Origin of the sequence: Arthrobacter sp. KNU40, assembly GCF_051515115.1 — a bacterium.
GTDB lineage: Bacteria > Actinomycetota > Actinomycetes > Actinomycetales > Micrococcaceae > Arthrobacter.
The window spans coordinates 5,025,019-5,037,641 of record NZ_CP195850.1; the positions used below are offsets into that span (position 1 = coordinate 5,025,019).

Below are 12,623 nucleotides of genomic sequence, written 5' to 3' on the forward strand. Positions count from 1 at the left end.
ACAAAGGATCCTGGAATGACAACGCACAAGCCCATCGGCCCCGTCGACGCAACAAAAGTCCCCCGGTATGCAGGCCTCGGCACCTTCGCCAGGCTCCCCCAAATCGACCGCGTTCCGGACTACGACATTGCGATCGTCGGCGTGCCGTTCGACGGCGGAACGTCCTTCCGGCCAGGCGCCCGGTTCGGTCCTGCCGCAGTCCGCGAAGCCTCCCGGCTGCTGCGTCCTGGCTACCACCCCGAACTGGACGTCGAGCCTGTGTACGAAGTCCAGGTTGTCGACGCTGGCGACATCGCCTGCACGCCTTACGACATCACCCGTGCCGTCCGCGAAATCGAAGAGCAGGCACTCCCCCTGATCGGCGAGGACAAGAAGCTCATCTCGATCGGTGGCGACCACACTATCGCCCTCCCGATGCTCAGGGCCTTGAACAAGGTCCACGGGCCGGTCGCGTTGCTGCACTTCGATGCCCACCTGGACACTTGGGACACTTACTTCGACCAGCCCGTCACCCACGGAACCATCTTCCGGCGGGCTTTCGAAGAAGGTCTCCTGGTGGAAGATAGGTCCATGCACGTCGGCATCCGCGGGCCGGTCTACGATCGCAACGATTTCCTCCGCGACCACGAATTCGGATTCCAAATCATCCGCTGCTCGGACCTGGATATCATCGGCGTTCCAGCAGCCATCCAACAGGTCAAGGAGCGGCTCGGCGACACCCCCGTGTACGTCTCCATCGACATCGACGTCCTGGACCCGTCCTACGCGCCGGGCACCGGTACTCCCGAGATGGGCGGGCTCCACTCGCGCGAACTTCTGGCACTGCTCCGCGGCCTGAACGGCATCAACATCGTCGGGGCAGACGTCGTCGAGGTCGCTCCGGCTTACGACCACGCAGACATCACCACGGTAGCCGCGGCCACCCTCGTCTTCGACCTCCTCGCGCTAATGGTTAATCGCGGCAAGGCCTCCGCCAACGCTCTCCTCGAATTGCAAGCAGCCTCCTGGACCGCATCATGAGCACCCGAAGCAATCCCGCCGCGGCCACCGAAGTGCCCCGGCTCGAAGACAAGACCATCCAGCCCATCCCGCTGAATGAACGCCACGGGAAAGCCCGGGACCTCTTTACCATCTGGTTCGGTTCCAACATCATGATCATGACTATCGTGACCGGCGGACTCGCAACAACGGTGTTCGGGCTCAGCTTTGTACCCGCCATCGTGGGAATCATCCTTGGAAACGTCATCGGTGGCATCTTCATGGCGCTCCACTCCGCCCAGGGACCGCAATTGGGCGTGGCGCAGATGATCCAGACCCGCGGCCAATTCGGCTCCTTCGGGGCGCTGCTGATCGTGGTCATCGTGGTGATCATGTACGTCGGATTCTTCGCCGCGAACCTTGTCTTCGGCGGCGAAGCAATGGCCGCGGTCAGCCCGGACATCAGTGTTGACGCAGGAATCATCATCATCGGCGTCGTGAGCGTTGTTGCCACGATTTTCGGCTACCGCCTCATCCACGCCTACGCTCGCTTCCTCAGCATCGTGGCTGGTTTGGCATTGCTTCTGGCCTTCGTCTGGATCATGTTCGTCCACGGCCTGCCCGCCACTTTCCTGTACCAGGGAAACTTCAACTGGGTTGGCTTCATGGCCACCGTCTCCGTATCCGCCTTGTGGCAACTCGCCTACGCTCCCTACGTCTCGGACTACTCCCGCTACATGCCGCACGGCACCGGCTCGGCCCCGGCGTTCTGGGCCTCCTACTCAGGCTGCGTCCTGGGCACGCTCTTCCCGATGATCCTGGGTGCATTGGTGGGAACCCTGGCGGTCACGATGGGCGCAGACGCTGGCAACGTGGAAATCGTCGGCAGCATGGGAGCGTTGCTCCAGCCATGGACCCTGGCAGTCGTGGGAATCTTCTGCCTCGGCGTTGCAGCGTCGAACGCCATGAATCTCTACTGCGGCGTCCTGTGCAGCCTCACTATTGGGCAGACGTTCAAGCCGAACTGGTTGCCTCGAGCCAAGACCCGAAGCGTCGCGGCAATCATCCTCTTTACATTCGCGCTCCTGATCTCGCTGTTCGCACGCGACAATTTCATCCTCTTTTACACCAACTTCCTCTCCTTCCTGATGTACGTGCTGGTTCCCTGGACGGCCATCAACCTGGTGGACTACTACCTTCTCCGGCACGGCGATTACAGGGTTGAGGACTTCTTCAAGCGCGACGGCGGAGTGTACGGCCGCTTCAACTGGGTAGCGATCGGTTCCTACGTGGCAGGTGCCCTGGTCCAGCTTCCATTCTCGGCAACAGCGATCTACACCGGGCCCGTCGCAGCGGCCATGGGCGGTGTGGACCTCTCCTGGATTATCGGCCTCGTCGTGGTTGCTCCGCTCTACTACGTCGCGGCACGCACGTTTCGAAAGAAGCCGGAAGCCGAGCCCGTTCCAACTCCCGTACTTGCAGCTGACCTCATCTGAAAGCGAAAAATCATGACACTCATTGACACCGAACAGTTCACCGTCCGCCGCGTCAGCGAAGGCAACAACTCCCCCGCGTCCCACAAGGTCTCAGGCATCTTGCCACTGCCTCTGCCTCCCGGCGGGCACTTCATTGGCGGATCGTTTGTTCCGGGCTCTTCCACCCACTTCATCGAAGTCGTAGACCCCACCACTGAACAGGTCATCGCCTCCGTCAAGGCCGGCACAGCCGCAGATGTTGACGTTGCTGTTGAAGCAGCCGTGGCTGCGCAGAAATCCTGGGGCGCCACCACGCCGAAGGAGCGGTCCGAGGTCCTGAACCTTATCGCCAACATCATTGAAGCCAATCGTGAAGCCTTCGAAATCATCGAGTCCGCCAACACGGGCAAGCCGCGAACCGTTGCGGAGGACGATGTCTCCAGCACCATTGACACTTTCCGTTTCATGGCCGGAGCGTCCCGCACGCTGACGTCCATGGCTGGCGGCGACTATGCAACCGGGCACACCTCGGTGATCCTCAGGGAGCCCGTGGGCGTGGTCGGCGTCATCACTCCGTGGAACTACCCGCTCCTGATGGCTGCCTGGAAGATCGCGCCTATCTTGGCCGCCGGAAACAGCATCGTCCTCAAGCCGTCCGAGCAGACGCCGCTCTCGACCCTCAAACTTGCAGAACTTCTGGCCGGACGCATTCCGGACGGAATCCTCAATGTCGTGACGGGACAGGGCCGGACCGTCGGACAGCGGATTTCCGAACACCCCGACGTTGCCCTCGTCGCCTTGACGGGGAGCGTTGTCAGCGGACAGGCCGTGGCGGAGACGGCGGCCAAATCAGTCAAGCGCGTCCATTTGGAACTCGGCGGCAAGGCTCCGGTTGTTGTGTTTCCCGACGCCGACCTCCGGGCTGCCGCGGCCGGCGTGCGAAACGCAGGCTATTGGAATGCCGGCCAGGACTGTGGCGCTGCATGCCGCGTTCTTGTGCACGAGTCGGTGGCTGCAGAGTTCACGGAACACCTGGTGCGCGAAGTCAGCACCCTGGTGGTCGGGGCCCCGGAGGCAGGGGACGATGTGGAAATCGGACCCATGATTTCCCGCCCACACTTCGAACGCGTCAAGGAATCGCTCGCCGAGGCAAGAGCTACTGGCCTGCACATGGCCATCGGCGGTTCTGCGTTGGAAGGCCCGGGTTACTTCATCGAACCCACGGTCATCAGCAACGTCCCGGCCGGGGCGCATGTTGCCACCCACGAGATCTTTGGCCCTGTGGTCACCGTCGAGACTTTCAATTCCACTGAAGAGGCCATCACTCGGGCGAACGAAAGCCCTTATGGACTATCCGCTTCGGTATGGACCCGGGATTCAAGCCTCTCATTGAGCGTTCCAAAGCAACTCGACTTCGGTACGGTCTGGGTCAATTCGCACTTGGTGTTGGCTTGCGAGGTACCGTGGGGCGGATTCAAGGGATCCGGCTACGGCCGGGACCTCTCCCTTTACGCCCTGGACGATTACTCCCGCACCAAGCACGTCATGATCAACCACGGCGCATGAGCGTTCAAACAAGCAACGGAGCTTAGCAATGACCACCGCGAACCTTCCCCACACATCAGTCTCGCCGCGCGCGGCAACCCCGCCGGGCCCTTTCGGAACAGACGTCACCTGGACCAATTGGGGCGGGAACCAGAGCGCCACGCCGGCCTTCACCGTCCGGCCTCGGACTGAACAAGAAGCGCTCGACGCCGTTCGTTTCGCGATCCGCGAAGGCTTGCCCGTGCGGGCGGTCGGCTCAGGGCATTCGTCCTCGCCGCTGGTCCAGACGGGGGGCGTCCTGATGGACATGTCCGGACTATCCGGGATCACCGGAACCGACCCCGTCCGGCGGCGTGCCAGAGCCCTTGCCGGCACCACGATCAATGCCTTCGGCGATCCGTTGTGGGAGCAAGGCCTCGCGCTGGCCAACCAAGGCGACATCGACAAACAGCAGATTGCGGGGGCGCTCTCAACCAGCACCCACGGCTCCGGTAAGGATCTGGGGAGCTTCTCGTCAAGCCTCCGCTGGGTGAAGCTGATCAATGGTTACGGCGAGATCGTCGAAATCGGCGAAGGGCAGCTCCGCGAACTCAGAGCGGCACAGGTGGCTTTAGGTACGCTTGGGATTTTCCTCGAGGTGGAGTTGGCGGTTGAGGACCGCTACTACCTGCAAGAACAAATCACGTACCCCACTTGGGCCGAGACCACCGCAACGTGGCAGTCCGACATCGACGCGAACAGGCATTACTCGTTCCTCTGGTGCCCGGAAGAAGGCTCGTGCGAGCTCCTGGACCTCCCGGGCGCGCCAGGCCTGAGCATGGCAAACCGCAGCTACACCAAGCGGTACAACATCGCGCAGGTCCGGGACGAGCGCGAAATTTCGGGTACGGAAGGTGCCCGGCTGGACCGTTCGTACCGTATTTACCCGGGCGGATTCACCACGCCTTTCCATGAACTCGAGTACTTTGTGCCGAGTGAAGTTGGACTGGCCGCCGTCGAGGCCGTCCAGGACCTGATCCGAACCAAGCACCCTGAGCAGAAATACCCCGTGGAGGTTCGCTGGGTGAAGGCCGATGAGGGCTACATGTCCCAGTTCCAGGGACGCGACACCACCGTCATCACCCTGACTACCGAACCCGGGACCGACTACTGGCAGTTCTTCCGCGATGCCGATGCGGTGCTGCAGGAATTCGAGCCACGCGCGCACTGGGGAAAGATCCATTTCATGACCAGGAGCCGTTTGGAACGCCTCTACCCGGAGTTGGACACCTTTATCCAAGTACGGCGGGAGTTCGATCCGCGCGGAATATTCCTCAACGACCACACCCGCGCCCTTCTGGGCTGACCGAGCGAAGCTACCTCCGATACACCCCTTCGAAACACTGGAGTGATAGTTTGATCCCTGCTTGAGCCAGACACTCGTACCCACTCGGAGGATATTTCATGCTCAAAGGTTTCAAGGACTTCGTTCTTCGCGGCAACATTATCGAGCTGTCCATCGCCGTCGTCATCGGCACCGCGTTCACAGCCCTGGTCGCAGCATTCACCACCAACATCATCAATCCGGTTATCGCCGCCGCCGGCGGAGTCAACGCGCAGGGACTGGGCTTCTCCATTTGGCCCGACAACGCGAAGACCTTCGTCAATTTCGGTGCCGTCATCACCGCGTTCGTGACCTTTCTGATCACGGCCGCCGTGGTGTACTTCATTTTCGTTGCGCCCATGAACAAGATCAACGAACTGACCAAGCGCCGTGCCTCCATCGAAGAGCCCGAGGACGAGCCGCTGCCGGCTGACACCGCCCTGCTTGTTGAAATCCGCGACCTCCTGACCGATCTCGCCGCCGCCAACAAGAGCAACGAGAACGCCCGCTAGGTTTCGGGCACTACGGCCAGTTCGGCGCGTCCGGTCGGCGCCGAACTGGCCCCCACCAGGGCTGCCCAAGATCGTGACGCAGGCGCAATCCGCCTGAAACAGGGCTCGGGCACGATAGTGCCATGAAGCCGAACAAGAGGACTTCCGCTACAGCCGAGCTCTCCTGCGAAGTGTGCGGCCAGATGCCTGAGGCTCCGAAGGCCCGGGTCACCGTGGCCCAAATCGCCGTGATGCTCCCTATCGAACTTCTTGTCCACGCCATCGTGGTTGAAACGCAACTGCCATACCTGGCCAAGGTACTCCTCCTCACCGTCACCGCAACGGTCCTGGTCATTTGGGTCGCCGAACCCTCCGCGGCCAGGATTCTACGGCGCTGGATCCACGCGCCTGCCCTCCGCAACCGCCGGAAGCTCCATTTGGCCCCGGCTCTTTGGCGGGCGAGAACAGTGCTCCGCGACCAGCCGGGTTCCCTCCAACGCATCACCCAATCGCTGGCCCGGACCGACATCAATATCCTCAGCATCCATGTCCACCCCATGGATGGAGCCGTCATGGACGAATTCGTACTTTCCGCTCCGGGCCACCTCGGCGAGCAAGAGCTACTGACAGCGCTCGACGACGGCGGCGGCCGGGATTCGCACGTGTGGCCTACCACTGCACTCGCCATGGCGGACGGCCAGACCAAGGCCTTGAGCCTGGCTGCCCGGATCGCCGACAACCCGCAAGAACTACAGCTGGCGGTTGCGGAACTCCTTTCGGCGAAAATCGTCACCCCGGAACCCGAAGGTCAGGCCGTCGAAGCGGGCGCCGCCGTCGGGCCCTCCACGACACTCCTCAAGATCCCCACCGCCTGGCACGGCCCGCTCGTGTTCTCCCGACCGGGCGAACCGTTCACGCCGGCGGAATCAGCACGTGCACATCGGCTGGCCGAGCTCGCGGAAATCCTGGCGCACACCCGCAGGGGCAGCCGCCCCTGAACAGCCCGGCGCCGAGATTTCACATGGTGAACCCGACGCCGGCGACCACAAACTCCGCCGGTACAGTTTGTCGGGTGACTACCAAGATTGATCTCCAGCGCGCCGCCGATACCCTCCGGGCATGGGCATTGGATGAAGACCTGAAGCAACGAGTCATGTCCACACCGGCCTTGGCGACAATGGCTGCGCGCGTGGCAAGGCGATACTCGGCCGGGGACACTGCGGCCGACGCGATCGAGGTAGCGGCAGCCGCGGTGGCCCGCGGGCATGCCGCGAGTATCGAATACGCGGGCGAGAGCGTACGCAACGCCGACCTCGCACGCTCGGAAGCCGGAGTGTTCCTCGAGCTGGGCGCTGCCCTCGGAAAGACCGGCCTGCCGAGCACGATTTCTTTCGACCTTTCCCACCTCGGTGCCCTCGTGGACCCTGAGCTTGCGCTCGACCATGTACGCCACCTCGCCGCGATAACGGAACCGTTCGGAACGGGACTGATGATCTCAGCCGAAGGCTCGGATCGGACCGATCTGGTCCTGGACCTGTACGACGAACTCGCGGTCGAGATCCCCCGCGTCGGAATCACACTCCAAGCCCGCCTGCACCGCACCCCCGGAGACCTCGGGCGGGTCCTTCGCCACCCGGGTACCGTTCGGCTGGTCAAAGGCGCGTTCCTTGAACCCGAGTCCGTCGCCTACCCCCGCAACAGCGCCGAACTGACTGCCGCCTACCTCGACCTGGCGAGCCGGCTCATCCTCTCCGGCCACCCGCTTTCCCTCGCGACCCACGACGACGAGCTCGTCAACACGCTCATCGCCACGCACGGCGAGGCATTGAAGACCGGCGCGATCGAATTCGAGATGCTCCTCGGCCTGGGGACCGATCTTCTCGACCGGCTCCACCGGGACGGCTACCGGACGCGCGAGTACGTCATCTTCGGTGGCGAGTGGTGGTTGTACGTCCTCAACCGCATCGCGGAACATCCCGAACGGGCGCTGACGGCCCTCGCCGACCTCAACCCGAGCTAGGCCCTCCCGGGTCTGTCCTAACCCGGCAAGCAGGTCCACGTTGAGGTCCCCGGTATCCCATCCGCGGCATCTCCGCGCACGCTACCGCTCCGGTTGGGGCCGGAGCATCTTCGGTCACATCCTGTTTCTTCGCTTTGTATACCAAATCTCTTGACAGTGCGCCGGGTCACATCTACTTTTGATTTTGGGATCCCAAAGCGGGATCCCAAAACGGACTCAACGAACCGGCAGCGTCCCTCCTCCCAGAAAGAGGACCGGGCCGCAACTGCTGCCGCCGGCGCGAGTCCAGCTGCCGCGGCAACCCGCACCCAGCACAACAATTCAAGACTTTCCCCGCTCCTCAAACTCCCCCTGAAGGAGAAACTGTGTCTCTCCAAAACACTGAAGCAATAGCCTCGGAAGGCGAAGAAAAAGCCGGCAAGGACGGCGTGCAGCGACGCACGAGTGTCCGTTGGAGGCTCTTCGTCCTGCTGCTGATCCTGGTAGCCGTCAACTACATCGACCGCGGCTCCATCTCCGTGGCATTGCCCATCATCCAAAAGGAATTCAACCTCGCACCGGAGCTCGTTGGGCTCCTGCTTTCCGCATTCTTCTGGACCTATGCCCTCATGCAGATCCCCGTCGGCCTGCTCATCGACAAGTTCGGCCCCCGCAAGGTCGTCACGGCGTCGTGCATCGGCTGGGGTGCCGCAACGGCAGCATCCGGCCTGGCCGGCGGCTTCCTCAGCATGTTCATAGCGCGCCTGGGTATCGGCGTCGCCGAAGCAGGCGTCATGCCGGCCGGCGGCAAGCTCAACGCCATCTGGATGCACAAGAAGGAGCGCGGCCGCGGCGCCACGATCCTTGACGCAGGCGCCCCGCTCGGCGCCGGCCTGGGCGGTATCCTCATCACCTGGCTCATCGCCTCCACCGGCAGCTGGCGCTACTCGTTCATCATCGCCGGCGCAGCCACGGTCCTCATGGGCCTGGCTGTCTGGTGGTACGTCCGGGACAATCCCCGCAACCACAAAGCCGTCAACGCCGCCGAGGCCGAATACATCGAGTCCTCCCACGCCGAAGAAGACGCCGAGGCCGAGAAGGACGGCGTCAAGGGCAAGCGCGCCCTGCTCCCCTACCTGAAGTTCCGCTCTTTCTGGGCCATGTGCTTTGGCTGGCTCGGATTCAACGGCGTGTTCTACGGCCTCCTGACATGGGGCCCGCTCTACCTGGCCCAGGCCAAGCATTTCAACCTGAACACGATCGGCTGGTCCACTTTCGTGATCTTCGGCGCAGGCTTCGTCGGTGAGATCCTCGGCGGCACCATTGCTGACAAGTGGCGCGCAGCCGGCGCCTCGGCCAACCTGGTCATGCGCACCCTGCTGGGCGTCTCCAGCGTCGTGGTAGTCGGCGGCCTGGTTGGCGTGACGGTCGTCTCAGACCCGATCACCGCCGTCGTGCTCCTTTCAGTGGTCCTGTTCTTCCTCCGCTGGGTGGGTCTGTTCTGGAGCATCCCCTCAATCCTGGGCGGCCGCACCAACGCCGGCGTCCTGGGCGGTGCGATGAACTTCAGCGGCAACATCGCAGGCTTCGTCACCCCGATTGTGGTAGGCCTGATTGTCGGGGCCACGGGCTCCTACACCTGGGCGTTGCTGTACTTTGTAGGATCCGCCGTGATCATGGGCGTCTCCGTGCTGACCCTGAACTACAACAAACGGCTTCCGGTCTAACTCGCCTGACCGGGCCGGCCGGGCGGTCCTGAACCGCCGCTCGGCTGTACGCCTCCGGGTTGCCGGGCGCAATGATCCAAGAGAACACGAATGGAGCAAAGATGCTGATTGCAGATGAAACCCCCACCACGGACCGCCCCCTCCGGGAATCCGTGCGGGACGCCATCCGTTCGCGAATCTTCGAGGGCCATTACGCGCCCGGCACCCGGCTGGTGGAGCGGGACCTCGCCGCCGAATTCAACGTGTCGCGACTCCCCATCCGCGAAGCCCTCCGCATGCTGCGGCAGGAAGGCCTCATCCAGGACCGGGCCTCCCGCGGTTCCGAAGTGGCAGGGTTGAGCCCCAAAGACGTCGAGGACCTCTTCGACGTCCGCCAGTCGCTCGAAGTCCTCGCCTGCCGCCTGGCCGCGGCCCGCGCCACGGACAAGGACCTCGAACACCTGGCGAGGCTCCTCGATGAAGCCGAGCGTTTCCTCGCGAAAGGCTCAATCCTCGAGGCACACCGCGCCAACAGCGAATTCCACGATGCCATCACGGCCATCGCCAACAACGATTTTCTCCGCACCGCGCTGGAACCGCTCCAAGGCCGCATGCACTGGCTCTTCCGCCACGTGGACGACCTGCCGGAACTGATCCAGGAACACCGCGATCTCTACGCCGCCATCGCGAGCGGCGATCCCGAGCGCGCCGCAACCCAATCGGCGTCGCACATTGGAAAGTACCGCGAGCAGTTCCCCCAGAACGAGCCCGCCACCGAACTCAAGTTGCAAGGCAAACGACCATGAAATTGCTAGTCATCAATCCCAACATCAGCGCGGATGTCACCGCGCTGATCGACGCCGAAGCCCGCCGCTCGGCGGGGGCTGACACCGAGCTGATCGTCCGGACCGCCGGACACGGTGTCGAATACATCGAGACCCGCTTTGAAGCCCTCATCGCAGCCGGCGCAGTCGCCGAAATCATCGCCGAGCACTCCGGCGGCGATCCGGAAGCGGACCGCATTGACGGCGTCGTCGTGGCCGCATTCGGCGACCCTGGAATGCCTGCGCTCAAGGAACTCACCGACGTCCCGGTCATCGGCATCACGGAGGCCGCCCTCTGCGCCGCGGCCCTGCAGGGCCAACGCTTCTCCATCATCGCCATTTCGGACCGCATCACCGCTTGGTACCGGGACTGCGTGGATCATTTCGGACTCGGCAGCCGGCTTGCCTCGATCCGTTCCATCAACCAGAGCCTCAACGGCATCGGCACAGTGCAACAGGATTTCAAGGAAACCCTCCTGGCACTGAGCCGGCAAGCCGTCGCGGAAGACGGCGCCGACGTCGTCATCCTCGCAGGTGCCCCGCTTGCCGGACTCGCGCGCGAGCTTGAAGGACAGATCCCCGTGCCTTTAGTGGACGGAATCTCCGCCGGAATCCGGATGACCGAAGCGGTTGTGGCGCTGCAGTCCGGTTTCCACCGCCAAGGCGCTTTTGCGCCGCCGCCCGTCAAGCACCGCCGGGGTTTGTCCGAAAACCTCGACGCCGCCCTGACCACCATCCAGTCCGCCGCCAGGGCCTCAGTTGCCGGCCGCGCCCCCGTTCCAGCCGGAAAGTAGGGACAATCGTGAATATTCCCGACCTCGTCATCGCCCACGGCACCGTCGTCAACAGCGTCGGGCGGCAGGCTTCGCACGTCGTGGTCAATGACGGCCGTATCACCCAGCTCATCGACGCCGCAGAACCGGTCCCTGCCGCCTCCCGCACCATCGACGCGTCCGGCAAGTTAGTCATCCCTGGCGGCGTGGACGGTCATTGCCATGTCGCCCAAGTGACCGGACGCTTCCGCACCCTTGACGACTACCGCACTACCTCCACCGCCGCCTTGTGGGGTGGCACCACAACCATCATCGATTTTGGTATTCCACGTGATGGCCAGGAATCCCCGCTGGACGCCGTCCTGAACAAGAAGCGCTTGGCCGCCGAGTCCCGCTGCGATGTCGCACTGCACGGCTCCGTGGTCGCATGGGATGAGACCGTGCCCTGGCAGCTGGAACAGCTCGCCGCCGAGGGCGTCCGTTCGGTCAAGATGTACACCACCAACCGCGGCTCCACCATGGCCGACGGCGACACCATCCTGAAGGTCATGCGTGAAATGGTGCGTCTGGACGGACTCACGTACATCCATGCCGAGCACGATCCCATCATCGCCGACTGCACCGAACAGCACGCCGCGGACGGCCGGATCGGCATCGAGCACCTGCATTCCACGCGGCCCGAGCTCGCCGAGGAAATTTCCGTCAAAGAGACCCTCGCCATGTCCGAGTACACCGGAGCGCCAGTCTACTTTGTGCACCAGTCGACCCCCGGCGCCGTGGATCTCGTCACCGAGGCCCGCGGGCGCGGCCTGCAAGCCTACTCCGAGACCTGCCCGCACTACTTGACGCTGGATGACACTGTCTACGGCAGCAATTTCCCGGAATGGTATGCGTGCTGCCCGCCCATGCGCAGCGCTGAAACCGTGGCCGGGCTGAAGGAACGCCTCGCGGCCGGAGCCATCCACACCGTGTCCTCGGACCACTCCTGCTACGACCTCTCGCAAAAGCGCGAGCGCACCGACGACGTCCGCTTCATGCCGCACGGGCTGCCCGGCGTCGAAACCCGCATGCCCGTCACCTTCACCGCGATGGCGCCCGACAGCACCGTGGAGGACTTCGTCGAGGTCTTCTCGGCCGGCCCGGCGCGGATCAATGCCGTGCCCGGCAAGGGCACTATCGCAGCAGGGTTCGACGCCGATCTGGTCATCTTCGATCCCGCCGAAGAACGCGAGGTCGACGGCGGCGCCCTCCACATGGGAACCGACTTCTCGCCTTTCGAAGGGAAGACGCTGAGCGGCTGGCCCGCCGTCGTCGTCTCCGCCGGACGCGTGGTGGTCGACGACGGCGGTTTCCACGATCCCGGCCCGGTTGGCCGTTTCGTTGCCCGCAACGGGTTCGCCGCCCATCGCGACGCTCTTTCCGTCCGAATATCGCCGTCTGTTCCCGACAACGTTTCTGCTTAGGAGAAC

General features: G+C 63.5%; 11 protein-coding genes. All 11 read left to right on the plus strand.

Features of this window, described 5'->3' with window-relative positions; all coding sequences use genetic code 11:
- Positions 1–15: 15 nt before the first annotated feature.
- The 11 genes from speB to ACSKT0_RS23475 all read left to right on the plus strand — a co-directional run bounded on the left by speB (position 16) and on the right by ACSKT0_RS23475 (position 12,617).
- Entirely contained in the window at positions 16–1,020 is a 1,005-nt protein-coding gene (speB, locus tag ACSKT0_RS23425; protein ID WP_437771863.1) for an agmatinase, read from the plus strand.
- On the plus strand, positions 1,017–2,474 hold the full coding sequence (locus ACSKT0_RS23430; protein WP_437771864.1) for a purine-cytosine permease family protein: 1,458 nt from the start codon (positions 1,017–1,019) through the stop codon (positions 2,472–2,474). Before speB ends, ACSKT0_RS23430 begins: the two co-directional genes overlap by 4 nt.
- Positions 2,475–2,486: 12 nt before the next feature.
- Positions 2,487–4,019: an aldehyde dehydrogenase family protein gene (locus tag ACSKT0_RS23435; protein WP_437771865.1), complete on the plus strand. Its 1,533-nt coding sequence runs from the start codon at positions 2,487–2,489 to the stop codon at positions 4,017–4,019.
- A 28-nt stretch (positions 4,020–4,047) separates the two neighbouring features.
- Positions 4,048–5,343 (plus strand): D-arabinono-1,4-lactone oxidase, encoded by a 1,296-nt coding sequence (locus ACSKT0_RS23440; protein ID WP_437771866.1) that lies wholly within the window; start codon positions 4,048–4,050, stop codon positions 5,341–5,343.
- Between the two features lie 98 nt (positions 5,344–5,441).
- Complete coding sequence (mscL, locus tag ACSKT0_RS23445) at positions 5,442–5,873, plus strand: large conductance mechanosensitive channel protein MscL (RefSeq protein WP_236813712.1); 432 nt, start codon at positions 5,442–5,444, stop codon at positions 5,871–5,873.
- A 122-nt stretch (positions 5,874–5,995) separates the two neighbouring features.
- Positions 5,996–6,850, plus strand: coding sequence for an ACT domain-containing protein (locus ACSKT0_RS23450; RefSeq protein WP_437771867.1), 855 nt, complete (start codon positions 5,996–5,998; stop codon positions 6,848–6,850).
- A 74-nt stretch (positions 6,851–6,924) separates the two neighbouring features.
- Positions 6,925–7,872 (plus strand): proline dehydrogenase family protein, encoded by a 948-nt coding sequence (locus tag ACSKT0_RS23455; RefSeq protein WP_437771868.1) that lies wholly within the window; start codon positions 6,925–6,927, stop codon positions 7,870–7,872.
- Positions 7,873–8,237: 365 nt separating this feature from the next.
- Positions 8,238–9,578: an MFS transporter gene (locus tag ACSKT0_RS23460; RefSeq protein WP_437771869.1), complete on the plus strand. Its 1,341-nt coding sequence runs from the start codon at positions 8,238–8,240 to the stop codon at positions 9,576–9,578.
- Positions 9,579–9,679: 101 nt separating this feature from the next.
- Positions 9,680–10,363, plus strand: coding sequence for a GntR family transcriptional regulator (locus ACSKT0_RS23465; RefSeq protein ID WP_437771870.1), 684 nt, complete (start codon positions 9,680–9,682; stop codon positions 10,361–10,363).
- Positions 10,360–11,175 (plus strand): aspartate/glutamate racemase family protein, encoded by an 816-nt coding sequence (locus ACSKT0_RS23470; protein WP_437771871.1) that lies wholly within the window; start codon positions 10,360–10,362, stop codon positions 11,173–11,175. Before ACSKT0_RS23465 ends, ACSKT0_RS23470 begins: the two co-directional genes overlap by 4 nt.
- A gap of 8 nt (positions 11,176–11,183) precedes the next feature.
- Entirely contained in the window at positions 11,184–12,617 is a 1,434-nt protein-coding gene (locus tag ACSKT0_RS23475) for an amidohydrolase family protein (RefSeq protein WP_437771872.1), read from the plus strand.
- Positions 12,618–12,623 lie beyond the last annotated feature (6 nt).